22 protein-coding genes are annotated in these 22544 nt (G+C 45.0%); 5 read left to right on the top strand and 17 right to left on the bottom strand.

The window, feature by feature from the left end:
- Positions 1 to 77 precede the first annotated feature (77 nt).
- The 11 genes from OW491_RS02975 to OW491_RS03025 form a co-directional block, all read right to left on the bottom strand.
- Complete coding sequence (locus OW491_RS02975; protein ID WP_290034587.1) at positions 78 to 1676, bottom strand: glucan biosynthesis protein D; 1599 nt, start codon at positions 1674 to 1676, stop codon at positions 78 to 80.
- Between the two features lie 62 nt (positions 1677 to 1738).
- Positions 1739 to 2230 carry an NYN domain-containing protein gene (locus tag OW491_RS02980; protein ID WP_290034588.1) on the bottom strand — a complete coding sequence of 164 codons (492 nt, stop codon included), beginning with the start codon at positions 2228 to 2230 and terminating at the stop codon, positions 1739 to 1741.
- A gap of 18 nt (positions 2231 to 2248) precedes the next feature.
- Positions 2249 to 4036 (bottom strand): BatD family protein, encoded by a 1788-nt coding sequence (locus tag OW491_RS02985; protein ID WP_290034589.1) that lies wholly within the window; start codon positions 4034 to 4036, stop codon positions 2249 to 2251.
- Positions 4030 to 6003, bottom strand: coding sequence for a VWA domain-containing protein (locus OW491_RS02990; RefSeq protein ID WP_290034590.1), 1974 nt, complete (start codon positions 6001 to 6003; stop codon positions 4030 to 4032). Before OW491_RS02990 ends, OW491_RS02985 begins: the two co-directional genes overlap by 7 nt.
- A gap of 19 nt (positions 6004 to 6022) precedes the next feature.
- Positions 6023 to 7015 (bottom strand): VWA domain-containing protein, encoded by a 993-nt coding sequence (locus tag OW491_RS02995; RefSeq protein ID WP_178968517.1) that lies wholly within the window; start codon positions 7013 to 7015, stop codon positions 6023 to 6025.
- Between the two features lie 34 nt (positions 7016 to 7049).
- Positions 7050 to 7550, bottom strand: a complete 501-nt coding sequence (locus tag OW491_RS03000; protein ID WP_290034591.1) for a DUF4381 domain-containing protein — start codon at positions 7548 to 7550, stop codon at positions 7050 to 7052.
- A complete protein-coding gene (locus OW491_RS03005; RefSeq protein ID WP_290034592.1) occupies positions 7551 to 8477 on the bottom strand; it encodes a DUF58 domain-containing protein in 927 nt (308 codons plus the stop codon).
- A gap of 25 nt (positions 8478 to 8502) precedes the next feature.
- A complete protein-coding gene (locus tag OW491_RS03010; protein ID WP_290034593.1) occupies positions 8503 to 9489 on the bottom strand; it encodes a MoxR family ATPase in 987 nt (328 codons plus the stop codon).
- Positions 9490 to 9762: 273 nt separating this feature from the next.
- On the bottom strand, positions 9763 to 11229 hold the full coding sequence (locus OW491_RS03015; protein ID WP_290034594.1) for a DASS family sodium-coupled anion symporter: 1467 nt from the start codon (positions 11227 to 11229) through the stop codon (positions 9763 to 9765).
- Positions 11230 to 11387: 158 nt separating this feature from the next.
- Positions 11388 to 12227: an S-formylglutathione hydrolase gene (gene fghA / locus OW491_RS03020; protein WP_290034595.1), complete on the bottom strand. Its 840-nt coding sequence runs from the start codon at positions 12225 to 12227 to the stop codon at positions 11388 to 11390.
- A gap of 59 nt (positions 12228 to 12286) precedes the next feature.
- A complete protein-coding gene (locus OW491_RS03025; RefSeq protein WP_290034596.1) occupies positions 12287 to 13411 on the bottom strand; it encodes an S-(hydroxymethyl)glutathione dehydrogenase/class III alcohol dehydrogenase in 1125 nt (374 codons plus the stop codon).
- Between the two features lie 118 nt (positions 13412 to 13529).
- Between OW491_RS03025 and OW491_RS03030 the strand changes: the two genes are divergently transcribed.
- Positions 13530 to 14396 carry a LysR substrate-binding domain-containing protein gene (locus tag OW491_RS03030; RefSeq protein ID WP_290034597.1) on the top strand — a complete coding sequence of 289 codons (867 nt, stop codon included), beginning with the start codon at positions 13530 to 13532 and terminating at the stop codon, positions 14394 to 14396.
- A 20-nt stretch (positions 14397 to 14416) separates the two neighbouring features.
- Here the strand turns inward: OW491_RS03030 and OW491_RS03035 are convergent, their stop codons facing one another.
- The 6 genes from OW491_RS03035 to OW491_RS03060 form a co-directional block, all read right to left on the bottom strand.
- Complete coding sequence (locus OW491_RS03035; RefSeq protein WP_290034598.1) at positions 14417 to 14749, bottom strand: DOPA 4,5-dioxygenase family protein; 333 nt, start codon at positions 14747 to 14749, stop codon at positions 14417 to 14419.
- 26 nt (positions 14750 to 14775) lie between these two features.
- Complete coding sequence (locus OW491_RS03040) at positions 14776 to 16344, bottom strand: diguanylate cyclase (RefSeq protein ID WP_290034599.1); 1569 nt, start codon at positions 16342 to 16344, stop codon at positions 14776 to 14778.
- 329 nt (positions 16345 to 16673) lie between these two features.
- Positions 16674 to 17423 (bottom strand): anti-sigma factor, encoded by a 750-nt coding sequence (locus OW491_RS03045; RefSeq protein WP_290034600.1) that lies wholly within the window; start codon positions 17421 to 17423, stop codon positions 16674 to 16676.
- Positions 17420 to 17989, bottom strand: coding sequence for a sigma-70 family RNA polymerase sigma factor (locus OW491_RS03050; protein WP_215152076.1), 570 nt, complete (start codon positions 17987 to 17989; stop codon positions 17420 to 17422). Before OW491_RS03050 ends, OW491_RS03045 begins: the two co-directional genes overlap by 4 nt.
- A 116-nt stretch (positions 17990 to 18105) precedes the next feature.
- A complete protein-coding gene (locus OW491_RS03055; protein WP_215152077.1) occupies positions 18106 to 18657 on the bottom strand; it encodes a DUF3455 domain-containing protein in 552 nt (183 codons plus the stop codon).
- 215 nt (positions 18658 to 18872) lie between these two features.
- Entirely contained in the window at positions 18873 to 19784 is a 912-nt protein-coding gene (locus OW491_RS03060; RefSeq protein WP_290034603.1) for a diguanylate cyclase, read from the bottom strand.
- A gap of 279 nt (positions 19785 to 20063) precedes the next feature.
- Between OW491_RS03060 and OW491_RS03065 the strand changes: the two genes are divergently transcribed.
- The 4 genes from OW491_RS03065 to OW491_RS03080 are packed head-to-tail and all read left to right on the top strand — an operon-like array spanning position 20064 to position 22537.
- Entirely contained in the window at positions 20064 to 20342 is a 279-nt protein-coding gene (locus OW491_RS03065) for a DUF2282 domain-containing protein (protein ID WP_075171796.1), read from the top strand.
- A 9-nt stretch (positions 20343 to 20351) separates the two neighbouring features.
- Entirely contained in the window at positions 20352 to 21275 is a 924-nt protein-coding gene (locus OW491_RS03070) for a DUF692 domain-containing protein (protein ID WP_290034605.1), read from the top strand.
- On the top strand, positions 21259 to 22023 hold the full coding sequence (locus OW491_RS03075) for a DNA-binding domain-containing protein (protein ID WP_290034607.1): 765 nt from the start codon (positions 21259 to 21261) through the stop codon (positions 22021 to 22023). Before OW491_RS03070 ends, OW491_RS03075 begins: the two co-directional genes overlap by 17 nt.
- A gap of 43 nt (positions 22024 to 22066) precedes the next feature.
- Positions 22067 to 22537 (top strand): DoxX family protein, encoded by a 471-nt coding sequence (locus OW491_RS03080; RefSeq protein ID WP_215152081.1) that lies wholly within the window; start codon positions 22067 to 22069, stop codon positions 22535 to 22537.
- Positions 22538 to 22544 lie beyond the last annotated feature (7 nt).

The following is a 22544-nucleotide window of genomic DNA, read 5'->3' on the forward strand; positions in this document are numbered from 1 at the left end:
TCATTATACAACATGATAGAGACGTATGAGCGAGGAAGAGCCCCTCGCCCATCGTGTTTACTAGACTTGCTCGCCCCTTATAAATGCCCCGGATTTTGCAAGTGTCTATCTTCTTGAGCCGGTGGGGTATATTGGTACACCCATGTTTCGGTCAACGGTTGACCGTTAGACTCTAGATATAAACGCAAGTTGATAGGTGTTGTGTCATTGTCGACCGGAACCAGATCGAACATGGCTCGGTAGCCACCAATGTACTCTTGAACACGTGCAGAGGTTAACTCGACTCTACCCGCTGATGTTGTGATAACCGGAGTGACTTCACTATCTTTGCTTAGCATGCTTAAGCTTCCACCTTTGAAGTCAACGACAAATCGCTTACTAAAATACGTTCTCTTTTGACCAACAACACCACCAATACCTGTAAAAGTATCTACAGCTTTTGCGTATTTAGTTTCTTTAGCTGGCTTGCCGCTCCAATGTAAATTGTAGCTAAATAAAAGTTCCTGCCCAGCTTTCACCTCTGTTTCTGGGTTCCAAAAAGCCACAATATTATCAAATGTCTCGTCCAGTGTAGGTATCTCAACTAATTGGACAGAACCTTTTCCCCAGTCACCAATAGGCTCAATCCATACACTAGGACGCTTGTTATAAAACACACCGTCGTCTTGATAATGATCAAAATTACGATCGCGCTGAATCAAACCAAAGCCTTTTACATTGTTATCAGCATAGGCATTGAAAGCTAGGTTTTTAGGGTTAACTAAAGGCCTCCAGATCCATTCGCCTTGGCCAGTTAATATCGAGAGCCCATCAGAATCGTGGATTTCGGGGCGCCAATCCCAACCCGCCGCTCTGTCATTTTCGCCTACCATATACATACTCGTTAAAGGCGCTACGCCTAAACGCTCAATTGACTTACGAGGGTATAAAGCCGAATCCACACGCATGTGTAATGAGGGCCCTGGCTGTATTTCAAAACGATATGCGCCAGTAATACTTGGGGAGTCTAACAAGGCATACACAACTGCTACATCATTATTACTACTCGGCTTTTCTAACCAAAAATGCGTAAACGTAGGAAACTCTTCAGGCCGGTTTAGTGCCGTATCAATAGCCAAGCCACGTGCTGACAAACCATATTGCATTTCTTCACCAACCGCGCGGAAATAACTCGCACCCAAAAAGGCCACAACATCACGTGTCCAGTCACTGTGAAACTGCATTCTAAAGCCGGCAAAACCAAGGTCTTTATCGAACTCGCCGCCTTTAACACCCGACTTACCATAATCAAACAGGCTTTTACTGTACTTGATCTCGTGAGCCACTTTATCAGCATCAAGCTCGTATATATGAATAGGCGTCTTAAAAAACAGCCCTAAATGAAATAGCTCCGCTCTAAACAGGCTTTTCTTATCTCTTTTCCATAACGCTTTGTCATGGTTATACCTTAATTGCTGGTAATCATCCCAGCTTAGGTTGTTTAGCGATTTCGGAATATTGCCTTCATTACTTTCATACGGCATTAATGACTTTACACGCGCCATTTCTTTTAAGCGGCTTAAATCAAAAGGAGCTTCTTCTGCCTTAGCTGCCATCACAGAAGATACTTGTAACAGGCTCAATAAAATAACAACTGCACGAATGGGGCGTATAGCTTTTAACGGTAGTATATGCATATTTAGTCCTTTAATAGTAAAGCGTAAAATTTAACAAGGCATCTAACAGTTACGGGTAAAGCCTACTTTCCCAGTAGCAGATGGTCCTTTATAGGCGTGAAACTTGTTGCAGCATTAATCAGCGAAGCGGCTGTGAACTGCGGCACACCAAAAATCTCGACACGCTTGCGTAATACGGTACGCACTTTGTCTGCTAACAGATCAAAATCACCGTCCCCTGTCACCAAGACAAGCGTATCGGCATGCGGGGCATGCTCCATTGCATCTAGCGTAATCCCCACGTCCCAATCGCCCTTGGCCGACCCGTCCGCTCGCTGTATGTAGGGTTTGAGACGTACCTCAAAGCCTATAGCCCGCAGAATATTTTGAAACTGACGCTGCTTTTCATCGCCTTTGTCCACTGCGTAAGCAATCGCTTTAACGACTGTTCGGTCAAAGGTTACACATGCCCAAAACTCGTTATAATCGAAGTTGGCTTGGTAAGCCTGCCGAGTGGTGTAATACACATTTTGCACATCGACTAATATAACCACTTTCTCAACAGGCTTAGTCATAGCGTCTTTTCCTTTGGTTTAGGTGGAATGCATGGGCGAGAGAGGAACCAGCGTAGAACGTGATTGAGTATCAGCGTCTGGTTGGTAGCTTTTTATGACGTCCCAAAGCTCACTTCCCTGCCATTGATGATTGGCTTGCGAAGCACTAGCGGTAGAAGTTGACTGACTATAAGCCTGACGCTGCAACTCGGCAATGGCTATTTTAAGCTCGGGGGAAACTCTACGCATTAACTGATTCAGATTGCGGCAATCGGGCCATACCTGCTGCCCCCATGCAATTAACGCATGGCGTGTGGCTCCAACATCATTAGCTAAACAAGCATCCTTGATAGCTCGCTTTGATGCGTCTGTATTTCCAGTATGGGCGTTTGATAAAGTCGTCGAACGAGACAAACTTTCATTTGCTGGCAGCTGCTGACGAGGAAAGAGCCGGATGCACAAAACGGTCACCAAACTCCCCAACACGCCAGCAATCACGGCAAGCCACCAATAATCCACCCATGAAGACGGCGGGTTAGGCGATGGTTCAACTAGCACCGCAGTGGAGTCAGTGCTTTTTGGCTCAGTGGGTTGTGTGCCTTCGGTCTCAGGTAATGGCGTAGTCTGTGTACTATTGTTCTGTTGGACCACTGACTGGGTAATACTATTACCTTTGGCTACCGTCATTTTGCGGGCCGCCAAGCTAGCGACCTCTTCGGTATCACTATTCACATTCCACCAAGGTATTTGCAACGCGGGTAATTCCAACGTTCCTTCTTGGGATGGAATCAAAGTCACTTCCACTGACATGGTTGATGAAAGTTTGCCATCAGTAAATGCCTGCTCTAACTGAGGGGTGCCTGCATACTGCTTTAGGCCAGTAGCATCAGGTAAAATCAGCGAAGAGAGCTGATTACTCGTAAGGCCATTCGCTGTCAGCGTGATAGTTCGGGTAACAGGCTCGCCGACCCTAAACTCATCACTACTCCAACTTTCTTCTAGCACCACTGAGCTTGAGGGTAACCAAGTAGCGCCGGTGAAGTCAGCAGGAATCCCTGCTACGTCCAATTCGTAGCTATCTGCCGAAAGTTGAAAACGTCGTAAGTTACTAGGATCAATGTAACGGCTGTTAAATGTGCGATTAGTGGTGCCTTGCGCGGGTATTTGCCCAATTAATGAAGCGCCTTCAATGGAAAGCACTCCACTTTGTTCGGGTGTAATTAACCATGACTGTTCAACCACCGTGACAACTTGACCGTCAACGTATTTTTGAGATTTGGTTTGATCCCCTAAAGCCTCAATAAGAGCCTTGCCTTGAGTAACCTTAGGCTGCTCAATAGAGCCATTATAAACCTGCTGGCCTAACAGTAAGCTCGCGGTATAAATAATGGGTTGCTGAACCCGAGGAGTTTGGGTGGATAAGCGGGCATCCAGTTCAATACCGCCCTCAGAAGCTGCAGGTAAATCAACTTTAGACACTCTAATCGCATGCGGTGCTGTTGTATCGCCATCGACCGTCAATGCAGGAACTGTTACATCACCCGATTGCTTAGGTAGCAGGACTAAAATGAGCTCACTAGTGCGCTGATAATCACCATTAATAATGGTAATACCGGATTGTTGGCCGCGTTGAAGAATATCAAACTTACCTTCAAGGGGAGATAAATCAACACTATCAGCATCTTTGCCTGCTAGATCAATCGTTAACCGTATTGACTCTCCTTGGTTAATAACGGTTTGACTCACCTGACTTTTCACCGTTGCGAATGCACTAACACTTGATAAGCACAACAGCACGGCCAAGCAAATGCCTTTACGCATTACCATGTTTTACCCCCTGTCTCTTTTGGCTCGTCTTGACGGTACTGATATAAAAACTTACGACGCCATAAACCAGCAGGATCATCCACTATGCGATTGATCAACTGTTGACGAGCTTGTTCGGATTCATCAATTGGCTGAGTATCAGACAAAACGGCTGCCTGAGCCCCTTCCTGCGTTCCCTGCTCTGCTTTATCCAATTGTTCCTTTAGATATTCTGAAGCTTGTTGTTGCTGCTGAGCTAACGCTTGTTCGGACTGCTCTGAAGCGGGCTGCGGTTCAGCTGGTTCTTGTTCGCCTGAGGCACCTTCAGCTTCCTCTCCCGCTTTCGAGTTTTCGGACGTTTGAGGGGGTTGCTGATCAGAATTTCCGGAAGCCTGTGACGAAGATGATTCCTCCCCCGATTGCTCATCGCTTTGCTGTTCTTGAGAATCGGACGCTTGATCTGAATTTTGTTGCTCTGAGGCTGAGTTAGGCGGCTCTTGGTTTTGCTGGCCTGCCTCGCCTTGCTGATTTTGTCCGCTAGAGTCCTGTTGCTGGTCTTGCTGCTGCTTTTGCTGTTCTTTTAACTTTTCGAGTTGCTCCTTGTTGTAGGCTGCATCCTCAAAATCTGGCAGTAATGCTAGTGCGTTATTGTAAGCATCAATAGCAGAATCAACATCGCCCATTTTAGCCAGTATATTACCCCGGTTATACCAGTCAGTTGCCGTTTCGGGTTGAGTTAAGCTGTTTAGAGCTGCTTCATAATTGCTGGATTCGTATTCAGCGACCTGCTTCCAGCGCGGGTCTAAGAACTGTTGAGCCGCGGCTTCTTTATCGCCTTGTTTAAAGGCCGCTTGTGCCTGCTGATCGGGAGTCTGCCATAAATCCTGCCATACGCCAGCATGCACAGGCGACACATGGGTCGCCATTAAGCTGATAAATACTGCCGGTAGCAGTATATTGAGAAAACCACGACGGAATAAAGGCAATAGAAACGGTAAAGCCAATAAGGCAAACCAAGGGCCCTCTGCAATCCAAATATCGACTTTGCCGGCGTCCTTTTGATTCAGTTCTGTTGCGGCTTGTCGCTCTGCCTCGAAACGGCTAACCAACTGGGTGATATCCGAATCGTTGGCAACCAATTGATAGGCACTTCCCCCTCCTAACGCGGCGGCTTCTCGCATGGCAGGCACGTCTGTGCGCGCAACAATAACCTGCCCGGAATTATCCTTCATTGGCCCAGCCTGAGTAGGGATTGGCGCTCCTTGCTCGGTGCCTACCGCTAAAATGGATAACGTCCTGCCTTGCTGAGCTACACTCGTGGCTTGAGCCGCTACCTGCGCCGGATCAACTTCGTCGCTCACTAACAGAATATTGCCTTGCTGTATGCCAGCCTGTGTCAGCATATCATTCGCTTTTCGAATGGCTATATCCGCACGATTGCCCGGTGCAGGCATGATACTCGGCTCCATCACGGGTAGTTGAGCCAAAATAGTATTGGTATCCTGAGTCAAGGGCGTAACGGCAAAAGCATCACCTGCATATACCAGCAAGGCTATCTGACTATCAGGCAAGCGCTGAATTAAATCCTCAATTTTAAAACGAGCACGTTGCAAACGGGTGGGTTTTAAATCCGTGGCAAGCATCGATGCTGATAAATCCAACGCGATAACAACTGCTCCACCTTGTTTAAAAGCAGGCACAGGCTGTTTCTTCCATACCGGCTGAGCCGCGGCGACAGCCAATAACGCACTTACAATCAGCGTGGTTACTGGTAATGCAACCTTGGTTATCCCCTTTTTGGAAGATGATATTTGATCGCCTTGCGATAGCAAAATAGGTAACAGCTCCGGATCACATACTTGCGACCAATGGTCCTTTCCTTCGTGAGAGCGTTTCCATAAATAACCCATCCCAAGCAATAGCGGAAATAGCAATAACCATAGCGGCTGCTGAAAGTGAAACGATGCAAAGAGGCTATTCGAGAACATACTTAACTCCACTGACGGCCTACGCCTTGCGTCTTTGTAATATGCTAACCAAACACAAAGCCAAAATGCCGCCTAATAACGGCCACTGGTATAAAGAAATAATGGGGCGATAATAATCTGAGCCTTGATCCACAGGCTCTAACTTATCTAGCTCGGCATATATCTCAGATAATTGCTGCAGATCCGTAGCGCGGAAGTACCGACCGCCAGTTTTTTCAGCAATATTTTTAAGTGCCGCCTCATCAATTTCAGGGGAACCTCCCCGCCCTAAGAACCGTCTTAATAAATCTACTTGGCTGCTGTCTCGGCCAATACCAATGGTATAAACAGTCACATCTTCGGCAGCAGCCAATTCTGCCGCTTTATTAGGCGATAGCACACCGGCTGTTGTTGTTCCGTCGGTTAACAACACCAACACTCGCTGCTGGCTCTTGCCTTCTTTAAAACGCTTCACCGCTAACCCGATCGCATCACCAATTGCAGTTCGTTGTCCTGCTAAGCCGATTTGCGCTTCATTTAACAATTGTTTAACTGTTTTTAAATCACGTGTTAACGGTGCTTGAAGGTATGCTTGCTCGCCAAATAGAATCAAACCGACTCGATCCCCTTCACGTCGTTCAACAAAATCGCCTGCTACCACTTTGGTTGCAACCAACCGGTTGATTAATTGCCCGCCTAATTGAAAGTCTTGCTCTTGCATACTCTCGGATAAATCTATGGCGAGCATCATATCGCGCCCCTCTAGTTGTTGAGGTACAGGCTCTCCTAACCATTGAGGACGGGCTGCCGCCGCTAAGAGTAAAAACCAGGCAAGATACGCTAATAAAATGAGACCCAAACGACGGCTTTGATAAGCACTGCTAGAGACACCCTCTACTGCATGACCAATCGCGCGAATAAAAGGCACTTTCATGCCTCTTTGCCTATCAGAATTAAGCGGGCTTAAAAGCTGCCTTACCACCCAAGGCAAAGGCACGAGCACAAACAACCACGGCCAAGCAAACTCAAACATCTTTATTTCCCAGCATTGTTATTGTTAACCATCGCTATTTCCAAACACTATCATTAGCTTTTGCCTTGGCTTGACGTATCCACTGACGACAAAAAGTTATTAAGCTTGGGATATCCGCATTAAATGAATCAAGCGCCTGATAGGGTCCTAACACGAGCGGTTGAACTGTTTCATCCTTTGCATTTTTACTGTGCTGCTTTAAGAACTGTATCCAGTCTTCTCCCGATAGACGGGCTATATCAGCCTGAGAGTACAAAGAAAGCGCTGTTCGCTTGAGCAACACATTGCACTCAACTAAGGCTTGTTGTTGATCCAAGGGGGTTTTCTTGCTGGTCTGATAGCGACGGTCTATTTGCGCTAATACACGCAACGCATAGCGCCGCGGGCTAGTTCGGTAATGACGGAACCGCCAAACTCCCAACCCCACAGTAATAATGATGAGCAACAACAATAGCCACCAGCCGTAGGCTAATGGCCACCAGCTAATTGGCTCAGGAAGATGTATGTTGCGCAACTGAAGCTGACTAGTATCCATTTATCGCCCCTCTTTTGCTGTAGGCGAGGCAAACAAAGGATGTTGATGCGTTTGCCAATGCGCAAATTCAACCCCTCGTAAATGGTGCACATAATCTAAACGCTGTACCCGCTCTTCAAACTGATTCACGTAACGGGCTTGTTGTTTTGCATTAGGATTAACTGTTATCTCTTGGCCTTCACCCAGGAAGCGGTAAGGCTTACCTTCAGGTAAACGCTGCTCTAACGGATCTGAAATAAGTACTAACTTTAACTCACACCGCTGAGCTAGACGCATTAAGTGCTGTTGCGCCGCTTCATCTACATCATGAAAGTCACTAAATAAGTAAACTAAAGTTCCGCTTGGTAAGTAACTTTCTGCCTGAGCCAGTGCGCTTGAAAGGGAAGTCAATGAGTGTGAGGTGGGAGGTTGACTACTCGCTTCTGCCAACGCCGACACCATTCGCATCACTTGTTGCCGATTGTTACTAGGCTTAAAGATGGTGCTTTGTTCTGTCCCTAGTAGTTGCCCACCAATGCGATCACCATTGGCCAAAGTTGTCCACATGACCATGGTTGCTGCATAACAAGCTAAGACCGATTTAAAATGGCCTTGCGTAGCAAAATACATGGGCGAACGCAGATCAACGAGCGCAAATACAGGCCTTTCGCGCTCTTCGCGATATAACTTGGTATGTGCTTCTCCGGTCCTCGCCATCAAGCGCCAGTCTAAATGACGTATATCGTCTCCAGGCTGGTACTCACGTACGTCGTCAAATTCCATACCACGACCGCGAATATGACTCAAATGATGCCCTTCTCGAATAGCCATACGCTCACGGCTATGCCCACGAGCAGGAGGCCAGTATCGCAAATTAATCAGCTCATCCAACGAGACAACATGTCGCTTATGCGGTACTGGTCGAGGTGTTTTATCACCAACAAACATATCTCACCTTCTGCAAAAGCGCTTTTTAAGGAACGACGACTCGCTCGATGAGTTGAGCAATTAATTGATCTTTATCTAAGCCATTGGCCTCGGCAATATAACTAATACCAATACGATGACGTAGCACGCTGGGCGCCATTTCTTGAATATCATCTGGCGTTACAAAGTCTCGACCATTGAGCCACGCTTTGGCACGGACCGCCCTATCTAGTGCGATGGTCGCACGCGGACTAGCACCAAAGGTTAGGGTATCTTTTAAATCATCGCCATATAGCTCAGGGGAACGTGTCGCCATGACTAACTCTATTAGATAGTTCTCTAGCCCCTCCGACAAATAAACCGACATAACTCCCTGCTTAGCCGCCATCATCGTGGCTTCATCAACAGGAGTAAAAGGCTCACTGGTGGCTTGCTCTACATGCTCATTGCGTACTAATCGCAAAATGGCTTTTTCATCATCAAACCCAGGGTAATCGACACGAATGTGTAACATAAAGCGATCGAGCTGTGCTTCGGGTAGCGGATAAGTACCCTCTTGCTCTAACGGATTTTGTGTCGCCATTACCATGAAGGATCGTGCTAACGGGTAAGTTTTACCTGCCACGGTTACTTGGTGTTCGGCCATGGCTTCGAGCAATGCCGACTGCACTTTGGCAGGAGCTCGGTTGATCTCATCTGCAAGCAGCATATTGCAAAACAACGGGCCTTGGCGAAATTCAAATTCACCACGTTGCGTATTAAAAATTTCAGTTCCGGTGATGTCACTCGGCAACAAATCGGGTGTGAATTGTGCACGCTTAAAATCACCTTCTAATAAATCACTTAATGCATGTATTGTTCGAGTTTTTGCCAGGCCTGGTGGACCTTCTAACAGGACATGCCCATCGGTTAATAAACCAATCAACAAATGCTCAATTAAACTCTCTTGACCGATAACCTTAGTTTTTAATGCCTCAAATAGTGATACAAGCCGATCCTGAGGTGAACCAAGGGGTCCGACATCTGCTGTCATTTTATACTCCATGCAATCTTGCTGAGTGATTGAACACGTAAAAACGCTTAATGAGTGTCCAAACCAACCACTTAATTGTTACATAAAAACACCTAAGTCGTTGTTCTGTGACGCTCTATAGATTGCTGCTTTTTTAAAAAATTCAATGCCGGATCATAAAACTATCTAATCTATCATTTCACCTTACTCGACCTGCCCTCAAAAAAAACGCCTGGGTTTTATGCCCAAGCGCTTTTTCAGCTTCACTTTTTCGTCCAAGATGGATAGGAATATTTACCAATACCCCAGCACTTTCCACCACAGCCCGCCAACAAAAACCCAAATAGCGAGATTAACAACGCTCATCACAAGCCCCATAATCCACCACTGCTCAAGAGGTACAAAACCCGATCCAAAAATAATGGGCGATGTCCCCGTAGCGTAATGCGTCAACGACATCATCAATGAAGAAGCAGCGGCTAGCAAAAAGGCTAAAAATAATGGAGGAGCCCCTAGTGCCAAACCTGCCACATAAAAGGCAGCGAACATTGCAGTAATATGCGCGGTTGTACTTGCAAAAAAGTAATGCGCATAAAAGTAAATCGACAACAGTATCAATACGGATAACTGCCAGCCAAAACCAAACCCTTGAATGTTCGTTTCCACAACACTCGAGAACCACGCTATTAGCCCTAATTTATTCAAAAAATTCGCCATCATAACCAGCGCAGAAAACCAAACGACGGTGTCCCATGCCGACTTTTCTTTTAATACATCCTCCCATGTAAGCACTTGGGTAATTAAGAGAATAGATAAACCCAAAAATGCCACAGCTGTGGTGTTAAACGACCATGCTTCACCAAAAATCATGGCAGGTATTCCTGCCCAAAGGGTTAGCAGTAGTGCAAAGACACACACCATAATTTTTTCATGGCCTGACATCGCTCCCATTTCCGATAATTTGTTTTTAGCAAACTGAGAAGCGTCAGGTGTTTCTTTCACTTGTGGCGGATAAATCATATAAATAATAAGTGGCATTAACCCTATACACACCAGCCCGGGTAGCAAGGCTGCTAGTGCCCACCCTCCCCATGTAATACTAATTTCACTCCCCGTTGCATCCGCTATGAGTTTAACAATCAGTGGATTCGGCGCTGTTGCCGTAATAAACATGGCCGACGTAATTGGATTGCTGTGGTAATTAACTAGCGCAAGATAATGACCAATTTTCCTTGCACTCCCCTCCTCTGCTGAGGATCCAAAGCTGGTTGCTATAGCTCGCATGATAGGGTGGATAATACCGCCCCCTCGTGCCGTATTGCTTGGCGTAACCGGTGCAATCAATAGCTCAGATAGGGCTAACGAATAGCCTATACCGATCGTGCGCTTGCCAAATAAAGAAATAAAATAATAACCAATACGGTTACCTAAACCGGTCTTTGCTAGACCTCGGGAAATGATAATAGCGATGCCAATTAACCAAATGAGCGAGTTCGAAAAGCCGCTTAACGCATCTTTAATAGCCAAACTTGGGGAGCTGTTTGTCACGCCGGTGAGTGCGACGGCCGTAATCGCTAACATGGCAACCGCGCCTATTGGCAGCGCCTTACCGATAATAGCAACGATAGTACCGACAAATAATGCGAGCAGATGCCAAGCGTCAGCAGTTACCCCTTCAGGGACGGGTACTACAAACCAAATAACAGCGATAGTCGCGAGTGCAACAAGACCAGGGATAAAACGTACATCTTTATTCACCATACTAACCCCATTAACCAGTGTTAAACTTTAGTAGGGGCATAGTAAGGGATTTATTGCAGCAGACCTATGACACGCATCATATAAGCGGCAATACCTATAAAAAAAGGCTACTGATGAGTAGCCTTTAAGCAATACAAACCTCAGACATTTATTGCAGATTACTTATTAAAATAACCGGCATGAAAACGTACATGTTCTTCAATAAAGCTCGCAATAAAATAATAGCTATGATCATAGCCTTCATGACGGCGCAATTGTAAAGGATAACCGCTTTCATGTGCCGACCTGACTATGGCTTCCGGTTTAAGCTGACTTTCTAAAAAGTCATCTGCCTCGCCTTGATCAACAAGCGCTGGTACATGCTCGGTTGCCTTGCGCATCAATTCACTAGCATCATACTCACGCCAAGCCTCTTGGTTTTTTCCAAGATAGGCAGCAAATGCTTTCTGCCCCCAAGGGCAATCAACAGGATTAGTGATCGGGCTAAACGCCGACACTGACGTATAGCGTTGCGGATTACGCAGCGCTATGGTTAAAGCGCCGTGGCCTCCCATTGAATGCCCAGCAATTGCACGCTGATCAGTCACAGGAAAGTGTGCTTCTATTAACGCAGGGAGTTCATCAACAATGTAGTCATACATTTGATAGTGTCGCTGCCAAGGTTGTTCAGTTGCATTCACATAAAAGCCCGCTCCTTTACCCAGGTCATACCCGTCGTCATCGGCGACCGCCTCTCCTCGGGGGCTAGTATCTGGTGCAACGATAACCACACCTAACTCAGCAGCGATACGCTGAGCTCCAGCCTTTTGCATGAAGTTTTCATCAGTACAAGTTAGGCCCGAAAGCCAATAAATGACCGGTACTCGATGCGCTGTACTTGCTTGAGGTGGCAAATATATAGCAAAGCGCATTGTACAGTTGAGTACGGCTGATTGATGCGAATATTGCTTATGCCAACCACCAAAGCTTTTATTACAGCTTAGATTTTCAATTGTCATAACCTTGTCTCCTAACCACTTACTCAGTAAGTGGTTTTATGGATTCTGATAGCGTTTGCTTAGTAATGGATAACCGTGCGGATGCTTTTACCTTCGTGCATTAAGTCAAAGGCTTCATTGATACCCTCTAGAGCCATGGTATGCGTAATAAAATCGTCTAGCTTAAATTCACCCGCCAGATAGCGTTCTACATAATCCGGTAATTCGGAACGACCTTTAACTCCACCAAAGGCGGTACCACGCCAGACACGACCTGTTACCAACTGGAATGGACGTGTCGAGATTTCTTGACCAGCACCGGCTACACCAATGATGACCGATTCGCCCCACCCTTTATGGCAGCACTCTAATGCTGAGCGCATTACATTCACGTTACCAATACATTCAAATGAGAAATCCACACCACCATCTGTCAATTCAACAATGACGTCCTGAATCGGTTTGTCATACTCTTTCGGGTTGATGCAATCAGTGGCGCCTAGCTTGCGGGCCAAATCAAACTTACTCTCATTAATATCGATCGCTATAATACGACTCGCCTTTGCCATGGCAGCACCGATAACCGCCGACAAACCAATTCCGCCTAACCCAAATACAGCAACCGTATCGCCTTCTTTAACTTTAGCGGTGTTCATAACCGCTCCCATGCCCGTTGTTACACCACAACCGAGCAAGCAAATTTCCTCTAAAGGTGCCGTTTTATTCACCTTAGCCAGCGAAATTTCAGGTAAAACCGTGTACTCAGAGAACGTAGAACATCCCATGTAGTGGTATACGGGTTTACCATCGACCGAGAAACGAGTAGTCCCGTCAGGCATCAAGCCTTTACCTTGCGTTTCGCGGATTTTTTGACACAAGTTAGTTTTACCCGAGGTACAGAATTTACACTCACCGCATTCAGGCGTGTACAGCGGAATAACATGGTCGCCAACAGCAACACTGGTTACGCCTTCACCCACTGATTCCACAATACCACCGCCTTCGTGGCCTAAAATCGCAGGGAAGATACCTTCGGGGTCTTCTCCAGATAAAGTAAACGCATCAGTGTGACAAACACCCGTGGCTACGATACGAACACGTACCTCACCTTTTTGTGGTGGCATCACCTCTACATTCTCAATTGAAAGTGGCTCTTTTGGCCCCCAAGCTACAGCCGCTTTACACGTAATTACTCCGTTCGTCATGCTCACACCTCATTTACAACACTGTTATTAGATAGATGACTTCAATAGAACCATTGTAGTTGTTTCTGTGATGCTTATAATCAGCCAAATAACAATTCACCTTTACGAGATAGTAATAATGAACCCATGGGAAGGAGTATCTGAGTTCGCAGCCGTAGTTGAATCGGGTTCCTTTACCGCCGCTGCACATCAACTGGGAATATCAACAGCGCAAGTCAGCCGCCAAGTGAGCGCCCTCGAAAGCCGGTTATCCAGCAAGCTCCTTTACCGAACTACTCGTAAAGTCACGGTGACGGAAGCAGGACAAATCTATTATCAACATTGCCGTCCTGTTTTAGATGGGCTTAAAGAAGCAGAGCAAGCGCTTAATAGCTTGCAAAGCTCCCCGCGAGGACGCCTCAAAATCACTGCACCAGGGACCTACGGCGAAAGTAAAATCGCACCACTGATCAATGACTTTTTAACACTTCATCCTGATTTACAAATAGAGTGTGTTTTTACTAATCAACGAATTGATTTGGTTGAAGGTGGCTATGATTTAGCTATCCGTGTAGGCCATTTAGCAGATTCAAGCATGATGGCCACTCGGATCACTTCGCGTCACTTGCATGTGTGTGCAACACCTAGTTACCTAAAACGTTATGGTGAACCACATTCGCTTTCTGAACTTAAACATCATAATTGCTTACAAGGTACGCTGGATTACTGGCGCTTTGAAGTTAACGCCAAAGAACAAACTATACGCATATCAGGCAACTTACGTTGTAATAGTGGGCAATCATTATTAGACGCGGCACTTAAAAGTATAGGTCTAGTACAACTGCCAGACTATTACCTGCAGGCCGCCATTAACAATAAACAGCTGATTCCTTTGTTGCAGAATTACGAACCCAAGGACGAGGGAGTTTGGGCATTATATCCCCATAATAGACACTTATCCCCTAAAGTAAGAATGCTAGTGGATTACTTAAAAGAAAAACTATGAAAGCGAACCACAGACTAGGCTTATAGAAACTGATCTAACTTAAGCGGGCGAACTTTACCCATCCAGATTGCCGCATCACGGTGCTCTTGAAGTGCATTACCGGTCAGTGGATGAATAAACAGAACGAGCGCTTTACGATTAAGTGCAAGCCACCCCATTACCTCCCCCATCATTGCAGTAGGAATCGTTAACTGGCAACTCCAATCGGGATGCGGACCAACCGGTTTTTGGTGCATGCGTCCCATTTTAATAGCTGGATATAACGCTACAGCCGATTCACAAAGTTGTTTGGCAAGAGGCATCGATTCAGCATCGTAATAAACATGGGCATGGTAATAATGAATACTAGTCATGCTACAACCTTCATGTAATGAATATGTTAATTTTTAGAAAACTCAGCAGGGTCCTTAGGGTCAGATGAAGAAGTATCACTGTAAGCATAACCGTTCTTCCCTTCTCTTTTAACGCCATACATAGCCCTGTCTGCTTGGTCGAGAAGTGACTCAAAGCTACTTCCATTATCAGGGTAAAAAGACACCCCTAAGCTCGCACTGATGTTAATTACTTGGTCATCAATTGCTAGCGGGTGAGAAGCATTCGTTATTACTTTTGAAGCAATCTCCGTCACATCTTCCCTGTCTTTAAGACCTTCCACCATAATCAAGAACTCGTCTCCGCCAATTCGACAAACGGTATCGGCCGCTCTAACACTGCTTGCTATACGGCGCGCAATCTCAATTAATAGTTTGTCGCCATAACTGTGTCCATGGTTATCATTCACCGACTTAAAACCATCTAGATCAACAAACATCAACGCAATTTTAGTGTGATTTCGCTTCGCCAAAGCCAGTGCATGTTGCCAACGGTCTAAACACAAACTTTTTAGAGACAACCCCGTTAAACTATCATGCATGGCCAAATGGCGTATTTTAGCTTCCGCTTCTTTTAATTCAGTAATGTTCTCTTTAATAGCAATGTAATGTGTGGTTTCACCGTTACGTTGTTTAACAGGTGATATGGAGGCTATTTCCCAATACAACTCTCCATTTTTCTTGCGATTATAGAACTCACCACGCCATGTTTTTCCGGCTTTTAGTTCGCGCCATAATTGCTCGTACACTTCTGGCTTTGTTTGATCTGACTGAATAATAGAAGGCGTTTGGCCAAGCACTTCATCAACCGAATAACCGGTCAATTGCTCAAAAGCTCGATTTACGTATTCGATCTTACCGGCTGCGTCAGTAATAATTATTGATGAGGCGGCCTGTTTAGCCCCTTGAGATAGAATTCGATATTGGCTTTGCAGTGCGTCATGCGACATTAAACTAAACCCTAGAGCACTACCTCCTAATACAAATATCCCCATCAGTATCGTCCAGGCATGAATACCCGACGTTTCCATAAAAGGTAGATCGCTTTGACCGGACAGCGCCAAGTAAATGCGAACAGACGAACTGAAAGCAAAACCAAAATAAATAAGGGCAACCATTCTTGCAGACCATTGCCATTGAGGTTTAGCCGGTACTAGTAGATTAAAAGCAATAGAAAGACTGAATGTAAAGTAGACCGTCGAAATACCTAACACCCGAGCTGAGACATTGGGATCAATATACGTAAAATACAGAAAGTAGATCACAAAAAAGACAGGCAAAGCCCACTCAAGATGAGCATACATAGGCCTGCGGGTAAACACCCTCACGCCTTTGAGTACGTACAAAGACGTGAGGGCAAATAGAAGATTACCTAGCACAATAGAAATTAAATCAGGTACAACCCCGCGCAAGGACACGAGGATGCCAGCCAAAAATGAGCACCCAATACCAAACGCAATATAACCCACACCATTTTTATAAGGTTGGGACTTCCAAAGTGCTAGTAGCGTTATTGTCGCACTGAAACCGACAATCGCCAGTATGGCATGTAACGTTCTTATATCGAGTTCAGGCATAGGCTCATATTGGAGAAAACAAACTGGGATCAAGGTTAACACTCTAATGAGTCCCAGCGTTTTTACTGTTCGGAAAATACGCACCGATCAAAGAGCTAAATTAGTCTGAAATAGATGAGTACACTTATACGCCATCACATAATTACTGGCATCATTATGTTTTGAACATACCTGATTATGTATCATCAATCGATGGCGTTACTAATGTAAACGCCAGAAAATAACCTTAAGTATAACGATCGATCAAATTCGCTGGACAACAAAATACAGCATTTAGCGCATAAAAGTACTTATCCGTTAATCAGGACTCAACAGGCATTACTTCATAGCTAAAAAGTAACCACACCTCGCCCTATAGATTTAATTGGACCGGTAGGTAGCCCCGTAGGTGATCCTGTTTCCTCTTCAAGCGTGAGTTCAAACAACTGATTTTCAGTTAAAGGTGGAAGCTGGTCGATTGCAATTTTTAATGACTCACCTTTTTTCACTAATCCAAGAGAAATTGGCGCATCCCAGCCTTCCGCTTTCGTCCAAAACTGCAACGCTTTACCTTTAGGTATTTCGATCGCTCCTAATGGCACCAAGTGCATCTCATCTGTTTGATTAGTTTGAATCACCCAGCCTGGTGTTTTGTCTTCTGGCGTCACCAATACAGCAATATAAGAAGGATCAGCAACGCTTGGGGCCGACGTTTGCCACTGCAGACCAATAACAAGCGCCAACAAGAGACAAGCCGCTGAAAGGCCTCGCCAAATAGTCAGGTTATTCCAAAAATCTCTCATACCACCCATTGACTTGGCTGTAGTCGCTTTGGCGGCCAGCACGTCTTGTGCATCCAAACTACGCTCTATTCTCGCGGCCAAAAACGGTGAAGCTGGTATAGGCTCTAACTGATCCGTAATCGATAAAAAATGTTCTTGCCACTGATGCACAGCACGCTGTAATTCAGGTTGACGTGCCATTTGTTCTTCAAAATCATGGCGCTCCTGAAGACTAAGCGTGCCTAAAACATACTGCCCCGCTAAGGAATCATCTGTGTCAGGAAGGTCGCCTTTGCCAGAATGCGGATGTTGTTTCATTGTAAACACTCCTTCAAAGCATTAAGGCTACGTTTAATCCAGGACTTAACGGTACCTAGTGGTTTATTGAGCAAGGTTGCAATCTCATCTTGTGTGTAACCATCTACATAGGCATGCAAAATACAGAGCTTTGGCTCAGGTGCTAAATGGTCTATGCAAGTATACAGCGCCGCTTGGGTACGGCAGTCAGCCGCTAGCTCAGAAAACTCATCAATATGCTCTGCTTCTAAAGAATTGTTATCACACAGATCTAAAAGAAAATCAGGTTCAGCTAACACCTGACGCTGACTGTACTTGAGGGAATTTAGCGCTAAGTTTCGGGCTAGTGTGTAAATCCAACCACGCGCAGAGCCAAGCTCCTTGCTGTAACTTGCGGCATTATTCCAAATTTTTATAAATGCATCATGCACGATGTCTTCAGATAAGGAGCGGTTTTGTAAAATCCGCATAACAACAGCGAGCAGCCGTGGTGATTCTTGCTCATAGAGCTGCACTAAAGCACGTCGGTTACCTGACGCGCAGCTAACTAGCGCACCTTCATAATCAAAATCCATTGGTGAGGTCACGCTGAGCGCTCCGTAATGAAAAAACCCAGTGTACAAAACTGGGCTTTTTAAGTCATTAAAGACATAGGCTTACAGAGCGCATTCTATAAACCTAAGCCATTTATAACGATTCTAGATTATTTAGCTTTCCAGAACAGGTAGTCACCCGAATAGTTAACGACAACCTTGTGACCAATCAAATCAGTTGTACAACCTGATTCAGGAGCAGCACCGCCGTTTAAATTGATACGCTGAACATAAGTAACACCTTCTAAAGCACCTGGGCGTTCGGACTTATTCGCTTGAACTAATTGCATAGGAATACTGCCCTTAGCAGACGGTGACACGGCTAACTGGGTGCCTGTTATCGATGAGCCATCCACGGACTCCCAGGTTGCTGGTGGTCCAAAATAAGACACTAGTTGATTCCCTTTTTTATCGCTCAATATAGCGCGAGGGCCTGCAAATGCCCATTTAGCTTTTTCGGCATTATCTGCATCAGTTTTACATTCCCATGTAATATTACCTTCAGCCTTGGTGTACATAGCTACCATGTGACCTGCGGGAACTTGAACTTCTTTAGGTAATTTGTCCTGAGAGAAACTTCCGGCATGAGACTGCATAGCAACCGCTACAAGCACGGAGGCTACTGAAATTTGAAGGCCTTTAACACTCAATTGCTTATTCATTATTGTTTCCCTATTTGATTAAATTTTCAATTCAAAACAGTCAATGTCTTACTGTTAATAGGTACAACAATTGAGCGATACGTTTGGATGCAAAAAAGTAAATTATTTTTTCAGCGATGATCTTCTGGTCAGAAAAACGACTTTTTGTTACCAATAATGATGCGTTAAATACCGTTAAGCAGCATTGTTGTTTTTTGTTTTTTGTTTTTTGTCTTTTACCCTTCGATACGATTACGTCCATTTTCTTTAGCTTTATACAGCATGGCGTCTGCCCGACTGATCAGCTCTCTTTCACATTTGCCTGTTTCAGGCCTCATTTCAGCGATACCAATACTGGCAGTAAGGTAGTTGCCCGATGAGAGATTCGGGTCCAAATCATTCAATGCAGTGACTTGTAGCAAGAGCCTATCTGCGATGAGTTTAATTTGCTCTAAAGTGGTGTCACCACAGACCAAGGCAAACTCTTCCCCTCCATAACGCGCACAAATATCGCCAGGGCGATTTGCGACAGCTGCAAGCACCTTAGCCACGTCGATTAGACACTTATCACCGAACTGGTGGCCAAACTTATCATTAAGCACTTTAAAGTTATCTAGGTCGATTATCGCGAGGCTAATAGGCTGACTAAGCCGGTAACATCGCCGCCATTCTTCATGCAAAAACTCATCAAACACTCGCCGATTAGCAATACTGGTCAATCCATCTAAATTAGCCAGATTCTTAACCGACTCCTCAGCTAACTTTCTTTCAGTAATGTTTTGGTGGGAAATAACAAAGAAGCTTTCTTGGTTTACTTCAAACGGTGTGACACGCATCATAAACCATCGTTTCTCTTGGGGACTATGGCAAGGATACTCAAAATAGAAAATAGCATCCTCTTTGGCTATCACACGGCGTATGCCATCCCCTGCTTTGAGTCCAAAGTCATCTCCCATCTTTGCTGCTGCGTCACAGACCTCAATATAATTGACTCCATCCCAGCTATCATTGATATCACAATCATTATTTTTACCAAACACTGTCCAACTACGATTAGCAAACCTGATATTCCCTGCTTTATCGATAACTACGATATGCTCTGTGACCGAGTCCAGAATCATATTTAAAAATTCGCTCGAAAGCTCCATCTCACCTTCGCTTTTAGTAGTAATAGTTGTTAGTAACAGCTGCCTCTTCAAAGAAGCAGTATAAAGCACTAAACCCAAGACATCGCGCAGGTGCTGCCTACAAGAAGATCTCAAGAGTCTTCACATAACCTATAAAATAGTGGCTAACAAAAAAATAAACACAAAATTCTGAACTATACTTTCAAATAAGATACATACAAAGAGTAGTTAATGCTCTAAAACGCACACTGGCACTGCTGCCACAGTGAGATATAAAACCTCAATAGATAAGGATTGACCATGAAAAATTCAAAATCGACGCTAGCCCTAGCACTTGGTACAGCCGTTGCCATTTCTTCTGCGGTATCAGTTCCTGCTCACGCTGAAGGTAAAGAAAAATGTTATGGCGTAGCATTGGCAGGTCAAAATGATTGTGCTGCAGGCCCTGGAACCTCTTGCGCTGGCACCTCTAAAACTGACTACCAAGCTAACGCATGGAAACTTGTCCCTGAAGGCACTTGCGTTGAAATGGAATCAAAAACATCACCTACAGGGTTTGGTCAACTTAAAGCATTCTAAGAAACATATATGTCTCTTATTCAAGCCCCATCAACGCTCTGGCAAAACGAGAATCCCCCTTCTTCCCGTTTTGTGGAGCGTTTTTTATCGTTAACGGGCATTAGCCTTAAGCCAGCTTACTACCAAGCAATATTGGATACTCGACCATCGGTTGGTTTTTTTGAAATACATGCCGAAAACTACCTAAGTAAAGGTGGACCAGCACTTCATTACTTAAGACTGATTCGCGAACACTACCCTATAACCGTGCATGGCGTGGGATTATCAATAGGAGGAGAATCCCCAATCAACGCGGCACACTTGGAAAGAATCTCACATTTAATTAATGAAATTGAGCCACCCGTTTTCTCGGAACATCTGGCATGGTCCTCCCACGACAATACGTTTTTAAATGACCTGCTCCCTGTAGCCTACGATGAGCTAACGCTGGCAAGAGTATGCGAGCACATTGATCAGATTCAATCTCTATTAAAACGCCGTGTACTTATCGAAAATCCGTCGACTTATTTTGAATTTAATCGTAGCGAAATAAGCGAAACCGATTTTTTACGAGAAATGAGCCGCCGTACAGGCTGTGGACTTTTATTAGACGTTAATAATGTTGAGGTTTCTTGCTTCAACCACCAACAAGACCCCTATGACTACTTAAATTCATTCCCTACCGATAAAGTAGGCCAGATACATTTAGCGGGGCACTCAAGCGACGAAAACTCCGTTGTGCCGTTAAAAATAGACAGCCATGATCAACCCGTCTCACCCGATGTTTGGTCTCTTTATCAGCACACCTTAACTTTAGTGGGCGATTGCCCCACGCTCATTGAAAGAGACGGTAACATCCCCCCACTAGCGACGTTACTAAAAGAAGCAAACCAAGCAAATAGTTTACGGCAGCCAATACAATCGACGGAGACGAGCCGTGAACTCATTATTTAAAACCTCACTGCTGACAAGTGATGCTCGGTTCCTCACAGAGATTAAAGCGCCATCAGAACCTGAAAAAGACACAAGATTTAATGTATATCGCAATAATGTGATCGTCTCGTTAATCGATGCATTGGCAGATATATTTCCAGTAACGCTATCGGTGGTAGGTGAAGACTTTTTTCGCGCTGTTGCCCGTCTTTATGTAGTAGATAACCCACCAACGTCACCCGTTATTAGTGAATATGGCGGCGGGTTTTCTGATTTTGTTCGCCGTTTCGAGCCAGCCAACCGCTTACCATACTTAGCAGACCTTTTAGCACTTGAGCACTCAATGCTTGTGCTCACTCACAACGAAGAATTTAGCACCTTGGATCAAGAAGCCGTTGCCCAAGTCTTTTCCAACACCCAAGACCCCGGCGCTTTGCAGCTATCTATTCCGCCCACATCGCAAATTTTAGCCTCTCCGTTTGCGATTGGCTCCTTATACCTAGCACACGTAAACAAAGAGACGTCATTACTGCACCGGCTAGATATCAACCAAAATGAATATTTACTGCTAGTAAAATCTCACCTCTATGCACAGCTTCATGTTATTCAAGAAGAGGAGGCAGTGTTCATTAAAAATTTAATGCACCAAAAAAAATTAGAAGCCGCTATTCCACCATCAGAGACTTTCGATTTAGCGCAGACACTCGCCAAATTAATTGAGTGGAAAATCATAACCCACATCACACAGCACGACTTCGACCGGCAGTAAAAACAATGAAAAACAGCCAAGGGGCACAATAGAGGAAGTAACCATGTTGACTTTTATCAATGAGAAAAGCGAAGAAATATTCCGAAAAATACCCGAGTCGCTTATTCTATTTATCTCACGCTTTGCTATTGCGGCTGTTTTTTGGAAGTCCGGACAAACAAAAATTGAGGGGTTTTCTCTTGATATTATTGCGATGAAAGCGCAACTCGGTTGGCCCAAATTGGCTGAAACGACCGGCTTTCTGTTTGAGTATGAATACAACTTGCCTCTGATTCCACCTATGCTCGCTGCTATGCTTGCAACGATAGCTGAGCACCTATTACCCATTCTTATTCTCAGCGGCCTTTTTACTCGCCTTGCTGCATTTGGCATCGTTCTGATGACACTAGTCATCCAGATCTTTGTTTATCCTGATGCTTATCCAACCCATGCAACTTGGTTGGCTGTTGCAATGCTACTGATGTATAGAGGCGCTGGCGTTTTCTCGGTTGATCATTGGTTAGCTAAACGCTAACCAATGC

The organism is Neptunomonas sp. CHC150 (assembly GCF_030397555.1).
Classification (GTDB): Bacteria; Pseudomonadota; Gammaproteobacteria; order Pseudomonadales; family Balneatricaceae; genus Neptunomonas; species Neptunomonas phycophila.

Excerpts from the sequence above, each read along its gene's own strand:
- OW491_RS02975 (WP_290034587.1), bottom strand. The coding sequence starts at position 1,676 with ATGCATATACTACCGTTAAAAGCTATACGCCCCATTCGTGCAGTTGTT.
- OW491_RS02980 (WP_290034588.1), bottom strand. The coding sequence starts at position 2,230 with ATGACTAAGCCTGTTGAGAAAGTGGTTATATTAGTCGATGTGCAAAAT.
- OW491_RS02985 (WP_290034589.1), bottom strand. The coding sequence starts at position 4,036 with ATGGTAATGCGTAAAGGCATTTGCTTGGCCGTGCTGTTGTGCTTATCA.
- OW491_RS02990 (WP_290034590.1), bottom strand. The coding sequence starts at position 6,003 with ATGTTCTCGAATAGCCTCTTTGCATCGTTTCACTTTCAGCAGCCGCTA.
- OW491_RS02995 (WP_178968517.1), bottom strand. The coding sequence starts at position 7,015 with ATGTTTGAGTTTGCTTGGCCGTGGTTGTTTGTGCTCGTGCCTTTGCCT.
- OW491_RS03000 (WP_290034591.1), bottom strand. The coding sequence starts at position 7,550 with ATGGATACTAGTCAGCTTCAGTTGCGCAACATACATCTTCCTGAGCCA.
- OW491_RS03005 (WP_290034592.1), bottom strand. The coding sequence starts at position 8,477 with ATGTTTGTTGGTGATAAAACACCTCGACCAGTACCGCATAAGCGACAT.
- OW491_RS03010 (WP_290034593.1), bottom strand. The coding sequence starts at position 9,489 with ATGACAGCAGATGTCGGACCCCTTGGTTCACCTCAGGATCGGCTTGTA.
- OW491_RS03015 (WP_290034594.1), bottom strand. The coding sequence starts at position 11,229 with ATGGTGAATAAAGATGTACGTTTTATCCCTGGTCTTGTTGCACTCGCG.
- fghA (WP_290034595.1), bottom strand. The coding sequence starts at position 12,227 with ATGACAATTGAAAATCTAAGCTGTAATAAAAGCTTTGGTGGTTGGCAT.
- OW491_RS03025 (WP_290034596.1), bottom strand. The coding sequence starts at position 13,411 with ATGACGAACGGAGTAATTACGTGTAAAGCGGCTGTAGCTTGGGGGCCA.
- OW491_RS03030 (WP_290034597.1), top strand. The coding sequence starts at position 13,530 with ATGAACCCATGGGAAGGAGTATCTGAGTTCGCAGCCGTAGTTGAATCG.
- OW491_RS03035 (WP_290034598.1), bottom strand. The coding sequence starts at position 14,749 with ATGACTAGTATTCATTATTACCATGCCCATGTTTATTACGATGCTGAA.
- OW491_RS03040 (WP_290034599.1), bottom strand. The coding sequence starts at position 16,344 with ATGCCTGAACTCGATATAAGAACGTTACATGCCATACTGGCGATTGTC.
- OW491_RS03045 (WP_290034600.1), bottom strand. The coding sequence starts at position 17,423 with ATGAAACAACATCCGCATTCTGGCAAAGGCGACCTTCCTGACACAGAT.
- OW491_RS03055 (WP_215152077.1), bottom strand. The coding sequence starts at position 18,657 with ATGAATAAGCAATTGAGTGTTAAAGGCCTTCAAATTTCAGTAGCCTCC.
- OW491_RS03060 (WP_290034603.1), bottom strand. The coding sequence starts at position 19,784 with ATGGAGCTTTCGAGCGAATTTTTAAATATGATTCTGGACTCGGTCACA.
- OW491_RS03065 (WP_075171796.1), top strand. The coding sequence starts at position 20,064 with ATGAAAAATTCAAAATCGACGCTAGCCCTAGCACTTGGTACAGCCGTT.
- OW491_RS03070 (WP_290034605.1), top strand. The coding sequence starts at position 20,352 with ATGTCTCTTATTCAAGCCCCATCAACGCTCTGGCAAAACGAGAATCCC.
- OW491_RS03080 (WP_215152081.1), top strand. The coding sequence starts at position 22,067 with ATGTTGACTTTTATCAATGAGAAAAGCGAAGAAATATTCCGAAAAATA.